At 71.1% G+C, this 17,814-nt stretch carries 16 protein-coding genes; 12 read left to right on the top strand and 4 right to left on the bottom strand.

From position 1 onward, the window contains the following. The first annotated feature begins 137 nt into the window (after positions 1 to 137). From ACIP89_RS30745 to ACIP89_RS30700, 10 genes are all read left to right on the top strand, one after another. Positions 138 to 1,100 carry an urea transporter gene (locus ACIP89_RS30745; protein WP_402117749.1) on the top strand — a complete coding sequence of 321 codons (963 nt, stop codon included), beginning with the start codon at positions 138 to 140 and terminating at the stop codon, positions 1,098 to 1,100. A 56-nt stretch (positions 1,101 to 1,156) separates the two neighbouring features. Further along, positions 1,157 to 1,462: an urease subunit gamma gene (locus ACIP89_RS30740; protein ID WP_402117747.1), complete on the top strand. Its 306-nt coding sequence runs from the start codon at positions 1,157 to 1,159 to the stop codon at positions 1,460 to 1,462. Positions 1,463 to 1,467: 5 nt separating this feature from the next. Continuing rightward, positions 1,468 to 2,340, top strand: a complete 873-nt coding sequence (locus ACIP89_RS30735) for a sirohydrochlorin chelatase (protein WP_402117745.1) — start codon at positions 1,468 to 1,470, stop codon at positions 2,338 to 2,340. Beyond that, positions 2,337 to 2,903 (top strand): urease subunit beta, encoded by a 567-nt coding sequence (locus ACIP89_RS30730; protein WP_402117743.1) that lies wholly within the window; start codon positions 2,337 to 2,339, stop codon positions 2,901 to 2,903. The genes ACIP89_RS30735 and ACIP89_RS30730 overlap by 4 nt, the downstream gene beginning before the upstream one ends. Further along, positions 2,903 to 4,627 carry an urease subunit alpha gene (gene ureC, locus ACIP89_RS30725; protein WP_401924876.1) on the top strand — a complete coding sequence of 575 codons (1,725 nt, stop codon included), beginning with the start codon at positions 2,903 to 2,905 and terminating at the stop codon, positions 4,625 to 4,627. The genes ACIP89_RS30730 and ureC overlap by 1 nt, the downstream gene beginning before the upstream one ends. Before the next feature lie 5 nt (positions 4,628 to 4,632). Then, positions 4,633 to 5,379 carry an urease accessory protein UreF gene (locus tag ACIP89_RS30720; protein ID WP_401924873.1) on the top strand — a complete coding sequence of 249 codons (747 nt, stop codon included), beginning with the start codon at positions 4,633 to 4,635 and terminating at the stop codon, positions 5,377 to 5,379. A gap of 29 nt (positions 5,380 to 5,408) precedes the next feature. Next, positions 5,409 to 6,029 carry an urease accessory protein UreG gene (gene ureG / locus ACIP89_RS30715; RefSeq protein ID WP_073734604.1) on the top strand — a complete coding sequence of 207 codons (621 nt, stop codon included), beginning with the start codon at positions 5,409 to 5,411 and terminating at the stop codon, positions 6,027 to 6,029. Between the two features lies 1 nt (position 6,030). After that, a complete protein-coding gene (locus ACIP89_RS30710) occupies positions 6,031 to 6,990 on the top strand; it encodes an urease accessory protein UreD (protein WP_401924870.1) in 960 nt (319 codons plus the stop codon). Between the two features lie 50 nt (positions 6,991 to 7,040). Continuing rightward, positions 7,041 to 8,390, top strand: coding sequence for an ammonium transporter (locus tag ACIP89_RS30705; protein ID WP_401924868.1), 1,350 nt, complete (start codon positions 7,041 to 7,043; stop codon positions 8,388 to 8,390). A 143-nt stretch (positions 8,391 to 8,533) separates the two neighbouring features. Next, positions 8,534 to 10,888 (top strand): alpha-L-fucosidase, encoded by a 2,355-nt coding sequence (locus ACIP89_RS30700; RefSeq protein WP_401924865.1) that lies wholly within the window; start codon positions 8,534 to 8,536, stop codon positions 10,886 to 10,888. Here ACIP89_RS30700 and ACIP89_RS30695 read toward each other — a convergent pair. Genes ACIP89_RS30695 through ACIP89_RS30685 form a run of 3 tightly spaced genes read right to left on the bottom strand, consistent with a single transcriptional unit; the run spans position 10,866 to position 13,709 of the window. Continuing rightward, positions 10,866 to 12,299 (bottom strand): lipase maturation factor family protein, encoded by a 1,434-nt coding sequence (locus ACIP89_RS30695; RefSeq protein ID WP_402117740.1) that lies wholly within the window; start codon positions 12,297 to 12,299, stop codon positions 10,866 to 10,868. The genes ACIP89_RS30700 and ACIP89_RS30695 overlap by 23 nt on opposite strands. 37 nt (positions 12,300 to 12,336) lie before the next feature. Continuing rightward, on the bottom strand, positions 12,337 to 12,861 hold the full coding sequence (locus ACIP89_RS30690; RefSeq protein ID WP_402117739.1) for a DUF1990 family protein: 525 nt from the start codon (positions 12,859 to 12,861) through the stop codon (positions 12,337 to 12,339). Further along, positions 12,858 to 13,709, bottom strand: a complete 852-nt coding sequence (locus tag ACIP89_RS30685; protein WP_402117737.1) for a YndJ family protein — start codon at positions 13,707 to 13,709, stop codon at positions 12,858 to 12,860. Before ACIP89_RS30685 ends, ACIP89_RS30690 begins: the two co-directional genes overlap by 4 nt. Positions 13,710 to 13,907: 198 nt before the next feature. Between ACIP89_RS30685 and ACIP89_RS30680 the strand changes: the two genes are divergently transcribed. Both ACIP89_RS30680 and ACIP89_RS30675 read left to right on the top strand, forming a co-directional pair. Next, positions 13,908 to 15,053 carry a DUF6777 domain-containing protein gene (locus tag ACIP89_RS30680; protein ID WP_402117735.1) on the top strand — a complete coding sequence of 382 codons (1,146 nt, stop codon included), beginning with the start codon at positions 13,908 to 13,910 and terminating at the stop codon, positions 15,051 to 15,053. Between the two features lie 157 nt (positions 15,054 to 15,210). Beyond that, positions 15,211 to 16,263: a chitinase gene (locus tag ACIP89_RS30675; protein ID WP_401924853.1), complete on the top strand. Its 1,053-nt coding sequence runs from the start codon at positions 15,211 to 15,213 to the stop codon at positions 16,261 to 16,263. A 78-nt stretch (positions 16,264 to 16,341) separates the two neighbouring features. Here the strand turns inward: ACIP89_RS30675 and ACIP89_RS30670 are convergent, their stop codons facing one another. Then, positions 16,342 to 17,709 carry an FAD-dependent oxidoreductase gene (locus ACIP89_RS30670; RefSeq protein WP_402117733.1) on the bottom strand — a complete coding sequence of 456 codons (1,368 nt, stop codon included), beginning with the start codon at positions 17,707 to 17,709 and terminating at the stop codon, positions 16,342 to 16,344. Positions 17,710 to 17,814 lie beyond the last annotated feature (105 nt).

Below are 17,814 nucleotides of genomic sequence, written 5' to 3'. Positions count from 1 at the left end.
CCGTACCCGGGTGGGTCAACCGGAGGCTTCGTAGCGCGATTATCTGATCATTCTGTGACTTGATGGCATATGTAGGGATACGCTCCCGGTCCGTCCGACCGGAGGGCCTCCTCGTCGTCGAGCCGCTGGAGTCTGCCTTGCCCCTCGCCGAGCCGGAAATCGTCCGGCGGCTGGAGAGCCGTCAGCCGTCCGCGTACGTGTTGGCCTCCCTGCGGGGGTTCGGGCAGGTCGATCTCCAGGCCGGGCTCCTGACCGGTGTGGCGATCCTCGTCGCGCTGTGGGTGTCCGGCTGGCAGAACGGTCTCTACGCCACGCTCGGCACCCTGATCGCCACCGCGACCGCCTACGCCCTCGCTGTCGACCGGTCCGGGATCGCGCTCGGACTCCAGGGGTACGCGGGCTGCCTCACGGGCATCGCCCTCGTCTCCTCGCTGGGCAACCATCTCGCCACCTACGTGCTGACCGTTGTCGGCGCCGTCATCTCCACGGTCCTGATGGCCACCCTGGGCACCTTCCTCACGCCCTACGGGCTCACCCCGCTCACCGCGCCCTTCTGTCTGGTCTCCGGGGTGATGGTGGTGGGCGCTCCCTCGTTCTCACGGGTCTGGCACGGCAACCCGGCCTCGGTGGCCAGCACCACCACCGGCGATACCGGGTGGACCTGGACCGCCCTGTGGCACGCGTTCTTCAACAACATCTCGCAGGTCTTCCTGATCGACAGCTGGTACGTCGGGCTGATCATGCTCGTCGGCCTCGCCCTGGCCGGCCTGCGCGTCGTGCTCTACGCGTCGGCCGGCAGCGTGGTCGGCATCGTCGCCGCGTGGGTGCTGGGCGCGCCGACGGCCCTGATCGCCAACGGCATCTACGGATACAACGCGGTGCTCGTGGCCATCGCCCTCGGTGCGGTGTTCATGGCGAACACCGCCTGGACCGCGGCGTACGCCCTGTTCGGCGCGGCCGTCAGCACCGGGCTCACGGCGTCCCTGACGTCCTTTTTCAAGCCCTTCGGCGGCCACACCTTCACCTGGCCGTTCATTCTCACGACCTGGGCACTGCTGGCCGCCGTGCCGCTGCTGCCCCGGCTCCGCCGGAGCGGCTGACCGCCCCGGCCGGTCCCCGCGCCCCAAGCCCGTACAACCCGAGGAAGGTACTGACGATGAACCTCGCCCCTCGCGAGATCGACAAGCTGCTGGTGTACGTGGTGGCCGACCTGGCCCGCAAACGCCAGGAACGCGGCCTCAAGCTCAACTACAGCGAGTCGGTCGCGCTGATCACAGAGGCGATCCTCGAAGCCGCGCGTGACGGCAGGAGCGTCGCGGACTGCATGGAGCTGGGCCGCCATGTCGTGGGCGAGCGGGACACCATGCCCGGCGTACGGGAGATGCTCGGCCTGCTCCAGGTCGAGGCGTCCTTCGTGGACGGTACGAAGCTGGTGTCCTGCCACGACCCGATCGGGGGCTGACCCCGGTGGCCGAGCGCTGCGCCGTCATCGCCGTGTGCGGCCACGAAGCCGGTTACGGGCGTGCGCTGGAGGGACTCGTGGACCCCGGGGTGAGCGTCGTGCCGAGCGGGCGCGAGCTGTTCCGGAGCATCTCCGCGCACCGGCGCCGGGGTCAGGATGCCGCGGTCGTCCCGATGACGCTCGGCCGGGACCCCGAGCTCGTCGCGGACACCGCCCGGACCCTGCGATCCGTTGCCGGCGGCGACCGGGCGGCCACCGTGCTCACCGAGCCCTTCGGCACCGCACAGCACCTCGTCGGCTGGCTGCGCGCGGCGGCGGGACGGGTGCCGGGGGACTCCGCCCTGCTGGTCACGGCCCCGTCCGGCGATCCGTTCGAGGACGCGGAGCTGTACCGGATCGCCGCGCTCGTCCGCCGCTACGGGCGGCATGCCCTCGTCGAGGTGGCGTTCACCGGCGGGGACCCGGACCCGGCCGAGGGCGTCCGGCGCTGCCGGCTGCTCGGCGCGGAGCACGTGACGCTGCTTCCGGGCGGGTTCGCACCGCCCGAGGTGCCCGGGCCCGCCGGCCGGGCCGGGCCGGTGGTGGACAGCGCCGGCCCCCTCGTCTCCGCGTCCGCGCTGCGACGGGTGCTGGCCGAGCGGGTGGCGGACGCCCTGCGGCGCCGTCACGAGCACGGCGACGACGGGATCGCGGCCGGGCTGACCGCGGCAGACAACCACGGCCACTCCCACACCCACCCACCGGGCGAGGGACACGACCACGGCCACGGCCATGGACACGGTTCAGGGCACCACCACCCTCACGGTCCGGGCCATCCGCACCCGCACCCGCACCCATCCGCCGATGGAGCGGGCCAAGTCATCAGGAGCATCGCATGACGTTCCGTCAGAAGTACCTCTACGGCAAGGACCCCATCGAGATCAACGCGGGCCGCCGCACGCTGAAGGCCACCGTGAGCAACACGGGCGACCGAGCGGTGCAGATCGGCTCGCACTACCACTTCTTCGAGGTCAACTCGGCGCTGTCGTTCGACCGCGAGGAGACGCTCGGCATGCACCTCAACATCCCCGCCGGCACCTCGGTGCGCTTCGAGCCCGGCGGTTCGCGCGAGGTCGAGCTGTGCGCGTACGGAGGGACCGGCCGGCTGATCGGCTTCAGCGGGCTGCTCAACGGCAGCCTCGCCTCCCACCCCGCCCGGGTCGAAGCCGTCCGCAAGGCCATCGAGCAGGGCTTCCAGGGCGCGCAGAACACCGCCGCCAGGAGCACCGGGGCAGGCAGAACCGTCTCGAAGCGCGCGGCCAAGCCCGTCGCCAAGCCCACCGCCAAGCCCGTCGCCAAGCCCACCGCCAAGCCCGTCGCCAAGCCCACCGCCAAGCGCGCGGCCAAGCCCACCGCCAAGCCCGCCAAAGCCGCCAAGGAAAAGAAGAAGGGTTCGCGCTGATGCCCATCCTGCCCCGCAAGCAGTACACCGACATGTTCGGCCCGACGGTCGGAGACCGTTTCCACCTGGCCGACACCAACCTCGTCGTCGAGGTCGAGAAGGACTACAGCGAGGGTCAGTACGGCGACGAGGTCCTCTACGGCGGCGGCAAGACCATGCGGGACGGCATGGCCTCCGATCCGCAGATCACCGCTGCCCAGGGCGCCCTCGACACCGTCATCACCAACGTCGTGGTCATCGATCCGATGGTCGGGGTGGTCAAGTGCGACATCGGCATCAAGGACGGCTTCATCGTCGGCATCGGCAAGTCCGGCAATCCGCAGACCCAGAACAACGTCGATCCGAACCTGGTCATCGGCGCGGGCACCGAGGCCATCGCGGGGGAGCACCTCATCGCCACCGCGGGCGCCATCGACACCCACGTCCACCTGATCGCCCCGCAACAGGCCGAACAGGCGCTCACCAACGGCATCACCACCCTCATCGGTGGCGGCACCGGGCCGACGGACGGCACCAACGGCACCACCTGTACCCCCGGCCCGTTCAACATCGCCAGGTTCCTCCAGGCGGCCGAGGGCTTCCCGGTCAACCTCGGCATCATGGGCAAGGGCAACGGCAGCCTGCCGGAAGCGCTCAACGAGCAGATCGTGGCGGGCGCCTGCGGCCTCAAGGTGCACGAGGACTGGGGCGCCACCCCGGCCGTCATCGACAACGCCCTGAACGTCGCGGACGCGCACGACGTCCAGGTCTCCATCCACACCGACAGCCTGAACGAGAGCGGCTTCTTCGAGGACACCCGCTCCGCGATCGACGGCCGGGCCATCCACACCTTCCACAGCGAGGGCGCGGGCGGCGGCCACGCACCCGACATCATGCGGGTCGCGGGCGAGCCGAACATCCTGCCGTCCTCCACCAACCCGACCCTGCCCTACACCAAGAACTCGGTGGACGAGCTCCTGGACATGGTCATGGTCTGCCACCACCTCAGCCACGACATCCCCGAGGACGTGTCCTTCGCGGACAGCCGGGTGCGGGCCGAGACGATCGCCGCCGAGTCCGTACTGCACGACCTCGGTGTGATCAGCATGTTCTCCTCCGACTCCCAGGCCATGGGCCGGGTCGGGGAGTCCGTCACCCGGGCCTTCCAGACCGCCCACCACTGCAAGGACAAGCTCGGCAGGATGGAGGGCGACTCGGCGCGCAACGACAACCAGCGGGTGCTGCGCTACCTCGCCAAGGTCACCATCAACCCGGCCATCGCCTCCGGCATCGCCGAGCACGTCGGATCGATCGAGAAGGGCAAGATCGCCGACATCGTGCTGTGGCCCATCCACTCCTTCGCTGCCAAGCCGAAGATGGTGATCAAGGGCGGCATCGTCTCCTGGGCCCAGATGGGCGACCCCAACGCCTCCCTGCCCACCCCGCAGCCGGTCATCTACCGGCCGATGTTCGGCCAGTACGGCAAGGCGCTGCAGGCCACCCACGTCACCTTCATGTCCCAGGCGGGCATCGCCGCCGGCGTCCCCGCCGAACTCGGCCTGGAACGCACGGTCCTGCCGGTCCGGCGCACCCGCACCATCGGCAAGCACAACATGGTCCGCAACGACGCCCTGCCGGACATCCAGGTCGACCCGGAGACGTTCAAGGTCACGCTCAACGGCAAGGTCGCCACCATCGACCCGGCCGAGACGCTGCCCCTCAACCACCTGTACTTCCTGGTCTAGGGCCGATGTACCGCAACGAGGGCGACAGCGCGGGCGAACCCCCGCCCGCCATGATCGCGGCCGCCACCGGCCTCGGGCCGCTGCTGGTCAGCCTCCAGCTGACCGACTCGGCCTTCCCGAGCGGCTTCTACACGCTGTCGCACAGCCTGGAGGGCTTCGCCCAGGCCGGCGCCGTCGACGCCGCGACCGTGCCGCACCTGCTCCACGATCTGCTGCTGCACGGCGTCGGCCCCGCCGACGCCACGGCGCTCGCCCTCGCCCACCGCGCCACCGCGGCGGGCGACCCGGCGGCAGCGGTCCGGATCGACGAGCACCTCTTCGCGACCAAGCTGGGACGCGAGATGCGCCAGGCCGCCACCCGGACCGGACGGCAGCTGCTGGACCTCGGGCAGGAGGTCTTCGACCGCCCGGAGATCAGCGACTACTTCGGCCGTGTGGTGCGCCGGGAGGCCCCCGGTACCCAGGCGGTCGCCGCGGGCGTCATCTACGCCGCGACCGGGGTCCCGGTCCGGCAGGCCGTCGCCGCCGACCTGTTCGCCTTCTGCGTCAGCTTCGCGGGCGCGGCCCTGCGCCTCAGGCTGACCGACCACCGCTCGGCGCAGACGCTCCTGCGGGGCGCCGGGCCCGTCATCGAGGAGGCCGTCGAGGCGGCGCTGCGGCGCGAACTCGACGACGTGGGCGCCACCCTCTTCGCCTCGGACATCATGTCGGGCCGTCATGAGCGCGCCGAGGCCCGGCTCTTCGCCAGCTGAAACCAACCCCGTCACACACAGGGAGCACCATGGACGACAACGTACTGCGGGTCGGCATCGGCGGACCGGTCGGATCCGGCAAGACGGCGCTCATCGAGGCGCTGGTGCCGATGCTGATCGAGCGCGGGCACCGTCCCGCCGTTATCACCAACGACATCTACACCCAGGAGGACGCCCAGCACGTCCGCCGCACCCTGGCCGGTGTGCTGGAACCGGAACGGGTCGTCGGCGTCGAGACGGGCGCCTGCCCGCACACCGCCGTACGCGACGACCCCACGATGAACCTGGCGGCCGGCGCCGAGATGCTGGAGCGCTTCCCGGACACCGACACGCTGCTCTACGAGTCCGGCGGCGACAACCTCACGCTGACCTTCAGCCCGGCCCTCGTGGACCTCTTCCTCTTCGTGCTGGACACCGCGGAGGGCGAGAAGATGCCCCGTAAGCGCGGCCCCGGCATCACCGAGTGCGATCTGCTCGTCATCAACAAGATCGATATCGCCCAGTACGTGCGCACGGACATCAACGTCATGGAGTCCGACGCCCACCGGGTCCGGGACAACCGCCCCGTCGTCCTCACCGACTGCCTGACCGGCGTCGGCATCGACGACATCGCGGTCTACCTCGAATCGCGCCGCAAGGTGCTGATCTGAGATGACGCTCGCCCCGCACCGGCCACCGGCCGACCGGCTGGCCGAGGAGTACTACGCCGCGGTCCGGATCCCGCCGGACGTGGCGGCCCTGGCCTCCGTGCCCGACACGCTCGCGCCCGGATCCCCGGCCAAGGTCGGCATCCTCGACCTGGCCTTCGCCGTGCGGGGCGGGCGCACCGAACTCGTCGAGCGCTACCAGAAGACACCGCTGCAGATCATGCGGCCGCTGTGGATCGACCCCGCGCTGCCCGGCATGAGCTACGTCTACCTGATGGCGACCGGCGGCGGCTACGCGCAGGCCGACCGCTACCGGACGGACTTCCGCTGCGGCCCGGACACCCAGGTCCACCTGACCACCCAGGCCGCCACCAAGGTCTTCCGGATGGAGCACGACTACGCGAGCCAGCGGGTGCACCTGACGGCGGAGGCCGGGAGCTACGTCGAGTACCTGCCGGACCCGGTGATCCCGTTCAAGGACGCGCGCTTCTACCAGCGCACCGAGGTCACGGTGGCGAGCGGCGCCACCGTGGTCGTCGGCGACACCCTCACCGCCGGACGGCTCGCCCGGGGGGAACGCCACGCCTACCGGGTGCTCGCCACCGACCTGCGCATCAGCAGGCCCGACGGCACCCTGCTCGCCCTCGACACCCTGCGCCTGGCCCCCGGTCCGAACGGCGCGGGAGTCCTCGGTCCGGGGGTGTTCGCCGGCCACGACCACGTCGCCTCGCTCTTCGTGGTGACCGAGCGCGCCCCCGCCGCCGAAGTGGCCGACGCCCTGCACGGGGCGCTGGCACCGCTCGGCGTCCTGTACGGGGTGAGCGTCCTGCCCCGGGACTGCGGCGCCTGGGTGCGGCTGCTGGACGACAGCCCGATCCGGGTCGCCGCGGCGCACCAGGCCGTCTGGCAGTCCGTGCGCCGGCTGCTCACCGGCCATCCGGCCCCCGACCTGCGCAAACCGTAGCGCCCGTCCCGGTCCTGCCCGCCCCCACGAAACCGACGAGGTACCCGCCGATGAACACCGCTCCCGCGCCGATGCCACCCGCGTACGACTCCGGGGACACCGCCTGGCTGCTCGCCTCCACCGCCATGGTGCTGCTGATGACGCCCGGTCTCGCGTTCTTCTACGGCGGCATGGTGCGCACCAAGCACGTGCTGATGATGATCAAGATGAGCTTCGCCGCGCTCGCGTTCGGCACCCTCGTCTGGTGGGCCATCGGGTACACCCTCGCCTTCGGCCCCGATGTCGGAGGCGCCGGAGTCATCGGGAACCTCGACCACGTGTTCATGCACGACATCGGCCTGACGACACTGACCGGGGCGATCCCCACCTACGTCTACAGCACCTTCCAGATGGGCTTCGCCATCATCACGGTGGCGCTGATCAGCGGTTCGATCGCGGACCGCGCGACGATGCGGGGCTGGCTGGTCTTCGTCGTGCTGTGGCTGCTCATCGTCTACATCCCCATCGCGCACTGGGTGTTCGACACGGACGGCTGGATCGTCAGGCACCTCGGCGCCCTCGACTTCGCCGGCGGTCTCCCGGTGGAGCTCAACTCCGGTGTGGCGGGTCTGGCCGTCGCGCTCGTCCTGCGGGCGCCGCGCGACTTCGCCCGCCGCGAGGAGCGCCCCAACAACATTCCGCTTGTGGTCATCGGGGTCGGGCTGCTGTGGTTCGGCTGGTTCGGCTTCAACTCCGGCTCCGCGCTGAGCGACCAGGGCACCGCGGCCGCGGCCTTCATCAACACCCAGCTCGGCGCGGCGGGTGCGATGGTCACATGGCCGCTGGTGGAGAAGTGGCGCACCGGCCGGGTCACCACGATGGGGGTCGTCTCGTCCGCCGTCGCGGGCATGGTCGCCATCACCCCGGCCTGCGGTGAGATCAACACGCTGGGCGCGGTCATCACCGGCCTCGTGGTCGGCGCGGTCTGCGCGTTCGCGATCACCCTGAAGTTCCGCTTCAACGTGGACGACACGCTCGACGTGGTGGGTGTGCACGGGGTCGGCGGTCTGATCGGCCTGATCATGGTGGGCCTGTTCGCCACCGCGCGCATCAGCGGCAAGAAGGGGCTCTTCTACGGGGGCGGCTGGGGTCTGCTGGGCAAGCAGCTCGTCGCGATCGTCGCGGTGATCGCCTTCTCCTTCATCCTGACCTGGCTCATCGCCAAGGCCGTGGACCTGACCGTCGGCTTCCGCGCCAAGGAGGAGTACGACCGGGTGCCCGGCGAGGAGCAGGAGCGGGCGTACGACTTCCAGACCGCGGAGCGCCTCGGCGCGCTGGTCTCCAGCAAGCCGGTGAACAGCGACGACGAACTCGTCAAGCAGATCAGCACCCTGCTGCGGGCCCGCGAGCAGGGGAAGTAGCCGACGGGAGAGGGGGCGGACCCCGGATGCCCGGACCGCCCCGTCTCGTCCGCCGAGTCATCCGATGGATGTGGGAGAGAAGTTTCGTTCTGTCTGGAAGATTGCATTGACAGGTTCACGTCCTGCTTCAATCATCGGACGTCATGACCGAACTTCCCAGGCGCCACGTACTCGGAATGACGGCAGGGGCGGCAGTCGGCGCCGCCCTGCTCACCCCCGCCACCGCCGAAGCGGCCCCGCGAACCGGGACCGCGCCCGAGACCCGGCACGGAGGTGACTGGGGGGCCGTGCCCCCGGCCGTCCCCGTCCCCCTCGACGACTGGTTCGACAACGACGGCATCGACACCGCGGAGGACCGGGGCGGCAGCTTCGACGGCTCCGGCTACACCTTCCCCGGCGAGGAACTCCCGGCAGGCGAACGGGAGATAGCCGGTACCCTCTTCCGCTTCCCGGCCGCCGGGGCCGGGGCGAAGAACAATGTCGTCGCCCTCGGACAGCGCGTCGGCCTCCCGCCGGGCCGCTACCTCTGCGGCCTCTTCCTCACCGCGTGCAGCTACGGAGCCGCCTCAGGCAGGGCGACGGTGCACTACGCCGACGGCACCACGTCCGAACCGGCCCTCGCCGGACCCGACTGGTATGCCGGCAGCGGCGATCTGACCTCCGCCTACCGCTACGGCCCCGACGGCGCGAAGGACCCCCACCCGGTCTCCATCGCCGTTTCCGAGATCCCGTTCGACCCGGCGAGACAGGCCGTCGCGGTGACGCTCCCCACCACGCAGCCGGCTGAGGAGAACAAGCCCTCCCTGCACGTCTTCGCGCTCTCCCTCCAGCCGGCCGCCGAGGGACGGGCACTGGCCGTACGGGACGCGCACTCCACCACCGCGCTGCTGGACGACGGCGCCCAGAGCGTCGAGGCCACCGTCGTCAACGCGGGCACCGTGGGCATCCTCGCCGCCGACGGACTCAGCCTCTCGGTCGACGTACCCGGCGCACGCACCGTCGCACCCGCCCGCATCACCCGCCTCGCCCCCGGTGACCAGGCCCGCGTCCGCATCGGCATCCGCAACAGACCGGGCACCGCCGCCGGGACCGCCCGCGACGGCAGCGTCGTCGCACGCGGCCGGGGGCAGCGGGCGGCGACGGTCCGGCGCTCGCTCACCCTCGGCGTCCCCGACTACACGCCCACGGACGCGTCCCTCTCCACCCACCAGGCGCCGTACTGGTACCAGGACGCGAAGTTCGGGATCTTCATCCACTGGGGCGTCTACTCCGTCCCGGCCTGGGCCCCGGTCGGCACGCAGTACGCCGAGTGGTACTGGAACCAGATGCAGGACCCGGGCAACCCCGTCTACGCCCACCACCGCGACACCTACGGCGAGTCCTTCGCCTACGACGACTTCATCCCCCGGTTCCGCGCCGAGCACTTCGACCCGCGCGCCTGGGTGGAGCTGTTCCGGGACGCCGGCGCGCAGTACCACGTCCTCACCTCGAAACACCATGAGGGCTTCGCGCTCTGGGACACCAAGCTCTCCGACCGCAACTCGGTGAAGATGGGCCCCAAACGCGATGTGGTCAGGGAACTCTTCGACGCCTCACGGCGCTACGCCCCCGAACTCCACCGGGGGCTGTACTTCTCCATGCCCGAGTGGTTCAACCCGGACCACCCGTGGATGGGCCACGCCCCGCGCAATCCGTACACCCTGGAGCCCGTCCCGTACACCGGCCACACGCCGGGCAGGGACTACGTCACCGGGTTCCAGGGCCCGCAGATGCTGGAGCTGGTCGACGGGTACGACCCCGAGATCATCTGGTGCGACATCGGCGGCGACAACGACAGCCACCGGGTGCTCGCCGAGTACTTCAACCACGCCAAGAACCGGGCCCGGCCGATCGACGTGACGGTCAACGACCGCTCCGGAATCGGTCCCCACGACTTCACCACGCCCGAGTACACGACGTACGACCGGATCGTCACCGCCAAGTGGGAGTCCAGCCGGGGCCTCGACCCGTACAGCTACGGCTACAACGCGCAGACCCCGGACGAGAAGTACATGACGGCCGAGGAGATCGTGCACTCGCTCGTCGACATCGTCTCCAAGAACGGCAACTTCCTGCTCGACATCGGTCCGAAGGCCGACGGCACCATCCCCGACATCATGCAGCGCAGGCTGCGCGAGACGGGGCAGTGGCTCAGGACCAACGGGGAGGCGGTCTACGGCACCACGTACTGGTCGCGGATGCCGCAGCTGGGCGAGGACCTGCGGTTCACGATCCGGCCGGACCGGGCGTTCTACATCCACTCGCTGGTCCGGCCCGGCGCGACCCTGACGGTCCAGGCGCCGGTGCCGGTGCGCGGCGGCGACCGGATCACGCTGCTCGGGTACGACCGGCCGCTGAGCTGGCGCACCACCGGTGACTCGCTGGTGATCGACGTACCGGCGGCGGCCCGCAGGACCGGCGAGCACGCCTGGGTGTTCAAGGTCGGCTGGAAGGGCTGACCGGTCCGGGGCGCGGCACCGGGCGCATGAACTCCCGTACGTGGGTGCGGTGCCACCACTGCCCGGTGGTCCGCAGTTCGCGCCAGGTCGTGTACCGGTAGCGGTACACCCTGGCGCGGACGTGCTCCGGCGGCACATCCGGGAACGGGTTGTGCCGCAGCAGCCGCAGCGTGTCCCGGTCGTTCTCCAGCAGGCGCTGGACGAACGGCCCGAACCAGGGGCGGGCATAGGCGGGCGAGAGCGCGGCGAACCACATCATCCAGTCGAGCCGCAGGTGGTACGGGGCGAACTGGCGCGGCAGCCGCCGCGGATCGCCGGGCTTCCCCCGGAATCCGTACTCCTGCCAGACCGTGTCAGGACCCACGGTCCGCTCGGCCGTCCCCTCCACCACCACCTCAAGCCGGACCCGGCTGATGCTGCCGAACGCGCCGTAGGTGTTGACCAGGTGCAGCGGGTCGAAGGAGCGGTTCATCACCTGGCGGCGCGAGACCAGATTGCGGGCCGGACGGTAACTGAGGAACAGGACCAGGGCGGTGACGGCGATGACCACCACCTCGTACCAGAGGGGCGCGGCGGACTGCGCGGGCGGCTCGGCCACCGGGGACCAGTCGACGGCCGACAGGGCGAGCACGATCGTCAGCCAGTTGAGCCAGGCGAAGTTCCCCGACAGCACCAGCCACAGCTGGGTGAGGATCATCAGCCCGGCCGCCGCGCCTGCCACCGGCTGCGGGGTGAACAGCAGCACCGGGACCAGCAGTTGGGTCACATGGTTGGCCGCCGCCTCGGCCCGGTGCAGCGGCCGGGGCAGATGGTGGAAGAACCAGCTCAGCGGTCCGGGCATCGGCTGGGTCTCGTGGTGGAAGTACAGACACGTCAGCCCGCGCCAGCACGCGTCGCCGCGGATCTTGATCATCCCGGCCCCGAACTCGACCCGGAACAGCACCCAGCGCAGCAGCCACAGCACCAGCACCGGCGGTGCGGTGTGTCCGTTGCCGAGGAAGGCGGCGAGGAAGCCGGTCTCCAGCAGCAGCGACTCCCAGCCGAAGCCGTACCAGACGTCCCCGACCTGGACGATCGACAGGTACAGCGCCCAGGGCAGGGCCCACAGCAGCATCGCCGCCCACAGCGGCAGCCGGGCGTCCACGCCCGCGATCAGGGCGACGGAGAGCGCGCAGCCGGTCCAGGCGACCAGCGCGAAGAACCGGTCGGAGTAGTGGAGGCGGAAGAGCCCGGGGGCGGTGCGCCAGCCGGTGCGCCGCAGCAGCGCGGGGGCGGGCAGCATGCCGCGTTCACCGGTCAGCGCCCGGAACTGGAGCGCGGCGGTGAGGAAGGCGGTCAGATAGATGACGGCGAGCGCCCGCTGAAAGATCAGCCGGCTGAGCCAGTACCCGTCTGCGGTGAACCACTCCATCGCCCCCAGTATCGGCCCCGCGGGGCCTTCCGGCGTGTCAGTCCGGCTGCTGGCGCGTCCGTGTGACGATCCGGCGCAGGGTGCGGCCGAGCCTGCGCGCGTACCAGCGCTGGGCCACCGGTACGAGCGGACCGGCGAGCCGGGCGTACCAGCGGGCCGGGCGGCTGAACGCCATCACGGTGAACGACACCGTCCCGTCGTCGGCCAGGTCGACCACGAAGGACTCCTCACCGCACTCGGGGTGCCGGGCCAGCGTTCCGTAGGCGAATCCGATGCGCCGAGTCCCGTATTCGGTCCAGACGACCCGGCAGGGCGCGGAGAACCGGACCGGGCCGATGCCGAGGGACACCCGAACGGCCCCGCCGGGCTCGGCGCGTGGTGCCGAAGCCTCGACCCCGGCGCCGGAGGCCCGGTGCATACGGAACCCGGTGACGGCGGCACCGGCGGCCTCGAAGTCCGCGCGCCCGTGGCCGACCCGGCTCCGGTGGTGGAGGTGGTGGTAACCGTCGGGAAGCGGGCCGAGCCGGGTGGCGCCCGCCTCGGGGTAGGTCAGTGTGCTCATGCGATGCGTCCTTCGTGGTCGGTGCGGTCGCGGAGCCGCTTCCAGGCGAGCATCGAGCAGAGCGCGAAGCCCAGCGCGTTGCCCACGCCGTGGGTGGCGGCCATCCAGGTCAGGGTGGGGTGGGGCAGTCCGGTGGCCTCGCCCAGCGCCCAGCTGAGCGCGAGCGCCATGGTCACCGCGAGCACGCCGGCCGAGGTGCCGAGCAGCAGCCGGGTGGCCCGGTCGCGGCCGGTGCGGAGCCGTCGCCAGGTCAGCAGGGCGGTGGCCCACATCCCCGCCGTGAGCACGACCGCGCCGGCGAGTTCGGCCCACTCCCCGACGAAGTAGCCGATCAGGACGAGCAGGGTGCCCAGCGGCACGCTCATCGCCGCGAACCGGCCCGCCGGGCTGTCCACGAGCCGGCAGAGCAGTCCGGAGACCAGCGCGGCGGCGAACCCGGCGAAGTGGAAGTGCGGCACGGTCAGCGCCAGGATGCCGGGGCCGAACCCGAACAGTGGACTGCCGGAGCGCTCCGCGACCAGCGCGGTGGCGGCGATCGAGGGCGTCACGAGTGCCGTGAGCAGCGCGATCTCGGCCGGTGCCGTACGCGGGGCACGGATCGGTGCGGAGCGGCGGACGAGCCGGGGCGGGGCGTGCAGTGCGAGGAGCGCGGCCCCGAGCGCGTAGCAGAGCGCGAGGGCCGTGGCGGCGGGGCCGCGCGGCAGCCAGAGGGAGACGGCTCCGGGTACGGCGAAGGCCGGCCACAGCCGCCGGATCCGGTGGAGCTCCGGCACGTCCGCCAGCCGCAGCCCGGCCGGCACGATCACCAGCATGCCGAGCATCACGATCAGGCCGACCAGGACAGACATGATCCACCCCCCTAGTTGAACGCGTTCAACTGCTTTCCCGCGCCGACTCTAGAGGCTTTCTTGAACGTGTTCAAGGAGAAGGCTCCGGTATCTTCCGGGTGCCGCGAGCGCCGTCCGCCCCCGGCTTGCGGGGCGGGGTCAACTGCGGCAGACATGAGGGGACCGCTCGGGACCGGTGAACCGGCAGGAGGCCTCTTCGTGCGCTCACCCATCCGTCTGCGCCGCGCCGCGGGCGCCACGCTGTCCGCCGGGATACTCCTCGCCGCGGGCTGCGCACAGGCCACCCACGGCAGCAGCAGCGGCACGAAGGGGACGGCCGACGTCCGGGCGGTCCTGCTCCAGCCCGCCGCGTCGCGGGGCCCGGACCCCTTCACCGCGTCCACGGCCCGGCCGCCCGGCGCGGAGCCGACGCCCTCGCGCACCGCCCCGCGTAAGTCCCCCGGTTCCGGCGGCGGCGCGGTCCACGAGATCACCGGCGCCACCCCCGGCCTCTACGGCGGCATCCGGTCCGTGGCCTCCTGCGATGTCGGGAAGCAGATCCGGCTGCTCACCGCCGACCGCGTCAGGGGAGCGGCGTTCGCGCACGCGGCGGGCGTCTCGACGGCCGGGATCCCCGGGTTCCTGCGTGGGCTGACCCCGGTCCTGCTGCGCGCCGACACCCGGGTGGCCGACCACGGCTTCGACGGGGGATCCGTGACCACGTTCCAGTCCGTGCTCCAGGCGGGCACCGCCGTGCTGGCCGACGGTTACGGGCTGCCGAGGGTGAGGTGTGCCTGCGGAAACCCGCTGACCGCGCCGGACCGTGCCCGCGCACCGGCCGGCCGGGCGGGGGAGTGGACCGGTTACGACCCGTCGCGCATCGTCGCCGTCGGGCCGGCCCCGCGCGAGGTCTCCGGCCTGGTGATCGTCGACGTCGTGAACGACGCCTGGATCGAGCGGCGGACCGGGGACGAGGGCGGCCGGGACCGCACCCCCCGGGTGCCGCCGCCGTACGACCCGGACGCCGATATCACCGGGCCGCTGCCGAAGGTGCCGCCGGGGGAGCCGACGGACTGCCCCACTCCCGGCGTCCCGACTCCACCGGGGGAGGAGGCCGCCGTGACCGCGAGCCCCTCGGGGGTCCCGGAAGCCGGACGGGCGGCGCCGCGCTGTCCGAGCGGTCTGCCCTCCGGTGACGCCACCGAACCCCCGGAGCTCCCGCCCGACGAGCCGACCGGCACCCCGGCGGAGCCGGACGATCCGCCCGGGGATCCGGTGCCCTCGGTGACGCGGGAGCCGCAGACCGCGATCCGGCTGCCGTGGCCGGACGGCGAGAGTGGGGGTGTGGGGCCCGTCACCGGGTGAGCCCGGCGCTCGCGCATATGGTCCAGACCTATTGACGGAAGGTCTGGACCTCTTTAGCGTGTGCCGCGTTGTGGCGGCCGGGATGCCAGGACTCTGACTTGTCAGGATCATGGCAATTTCGGCTTCTCTGGTCTCCACCCCACGAAGGGAACCGGACATGTTCGGTCGGACATCACGTCTGCTGGGCGTCGGCATCGCGGCGGCCTGCGTCGTACAGATGCTCGTCGCGGCGACGCCGAGCTCCGCGCAGGACGACACCTGCGCCGTCAAGTCGAAGCCCGCGGGCAAGGTGCTCCAGGGGTACTGGGAGAACTGGGACGGCGCCTCCAACGGCGTGCACCCGCCGCTGGGCTGGATCCCCGTCACCGACAGCCGCATCACGCAGCACGGCTACAACGTGATCAACGCGGCCTTCCCGGTGATCCTCTCCGACGGCACCGTCCTGTGGGAGGACGGGATGGACTCGACCGTGAAGGTCCCCACCCCGGCCCAGATGTGCCAGGCGAAGGCGTCCGGACTCACCACCCTGATGTCCATCGGCGGCGCGGCCGCCGGGATCGACCTCAGCTCCAGCGCGGTGGCCGACCGTTTCGTCGAGACGGTGGTGCCGATCCTCAAGAAGTACAACTTCGACGGCATCGACATCGACATCGAGACCGGCCTGAGCGGCAGCGGCAAGATCAACCAGCTGTCGGCCTCGCAGTCCAACCTGATCCGCATCATCGACGGGGTACTCGCCCGGATGCCGTCGAACTTCGGTCTGACGATGGCGCCCGAGACGGCCTACGTCACCGGCGGCAGCATCACGTACGGCTCGATCTGGGGCGCGTACCTGCCCATCGTCAAGAAGTACGCGGACAACGGCCGGCTCTGGTGGCTGAACATGCAGTACTACAACGGCAGCATGTACGGCTGCTCCGGCGACTCGTACGGGGCCGGCACCGTCGCGGGGTTCACCGCGCAGACGGACTGCCTCAACAAGGGACTCGTCATCCAGGGCACCACCGTCAAGGTCCCCTACGACAAGCAGGTCCCCGGACTGCCCGCCCAGCCCGGCGCGGGCGGCGGCTACATGGCGCCGGGACTGGTGTCCCAGGCCTGGAACCACTACGGCGGCAGCCTCAAGGGACTGATGGACTGGTCGCTGAACTGGGACGGGTCCAAGAACTGGACCTTCGGCGACAACGTCAAGGCGCTGCAGGGGCGCTGACCGCTCCGGCCCCGCGACGGCCGACGGCCCCGGAGGGATCCCCCGTGCGGAGACCTTCCGGGGCCGTCGGCCGTGCTGTCAGTTGCCGGGCTCCGAGGCGTCGAGCATGGCGTCGCGCTCCACGACCTTGATCCGCTCGCGGCCCTGCTCCGCGCCGAGGGAGCGCTCGTGGGCGTCCAGGCGGTACCAGCCCTCACGGGTGGTGTAGCGGACGCCGCGGGCGCGCAGGAAATCGGTGACGGCCTCCGGCTCGGGCTGCGCCGGAGCGGGCAGCCGGCCGGTGGTGTGGTCCTCCAGCAGGCAGGCGACGGTCTCGTTGGCGTCGCCCTTGGTGTGGCCGATCAGGCCGATCGGGCCCCGCTTGATCCAGCCGGTGACGTACACGGAGTCCATCGGCTCGTCACCGGCCAGCACCCGTCCGGCGGCGTGCGGAACGGTGCCGGAGGCGACGTCGAAGGGGAGCTTGGGGAGCTCCTGCGAGTAGTAGCCGACCGCGCGGTAGACGCTCTGCACGTCCCAGTCGTTGAACCGGCCGGTGCCGCGTACGTTGCCGGTGCCGTCCAGCTCGGTGCGCTCGGTGCGCAGACCGGTGACCCGGCCGTCCTCGCCGAGGATCTCGACCGGGGACTCGAAGAAGTGCAGGAAGAGCTTGTGCGGCCGCTCGCCGATGTCGCGGATCGCCCAGTTCTCCAGCGTGGAGGCGACCATGTTGGCCTGCTTGTTACCGCGACGGGTCTCGATCGAGCCCTGGTCGTAGTCGATGTCCTCGGGGTTGACGATGACCTCGATGTTGGGCGAGTGGTCCAGCTCGCGCAGCTCCATCGGGCTGAACTTGGCCTGGGCCGGACCGCGCCGCCCGAAGACGTGCACCTCCAGCGCCTTGTTGGCCTTGAGGCCCTCGTACACGTTGGCGGGGATCTCGGTCGGCAGGAGTTCGTCGCCGGTCTTGGCGAGCATCCGCGCCACGTCCAGGGCCACGTTGCCGACGCCCAGCACGGCGACCTTCTCGGCCTCCAGCGGCCAGGTGCGCGCCACGTCCGGGTGGCCGTCGTACCAGGAGACGAAGTCGGCGGCTCCGTGCGAGCCCTCCAGCTCGCTGCCCGGTATGTCCAGGGCCCGGTCCGCGTCGGCGCCGGTGGAGAAGATCACGGCGTCGTAGAAGGACCGCAGCTCGTCGAGGCCGATGTCGTTCGGGTAGTCGACATTGCCGAAGAGCCGCAGCTGCGGCTTGTCCAGGACCTGGTGGAGCGCCTGCACGATGCCCTTGATCCGGGGGTGGTCCGGCGCCACGCCGTAGCGGATCAGGCCGAAGGGGGCGGGCATCCGCTCGAACAGGTCGATGGACACGCCCGGCTCTGCGGCGGCCTCGGATTTGAGCAGCGCGTCCGCTGCGTAGATTCCGGCGGGACCGGCTCCGACGATGGCTACGCGGACGGGGCGTGTCATGGAGGGCTGTTCCTTAGAACGGGCGAAGAGCGGGCGGACTGCGGGCGAACACGGCCGGGGCGCGCCTTGGTAAGGCTTGGCTTAGTTCGCCCCTGCACACGTTAG

Source organism: Streptomyces sp. NPDC088730 (assembly GCF_044751215.1).
Lineage (GTDB): Bacteria > Actinomycetota > Actinomycetes > Streptomycetales > Streptomycetaceae > Streptomyces.
This window is presented reverse-complemented; position numbering and strand designations above follow the sequence as displayed.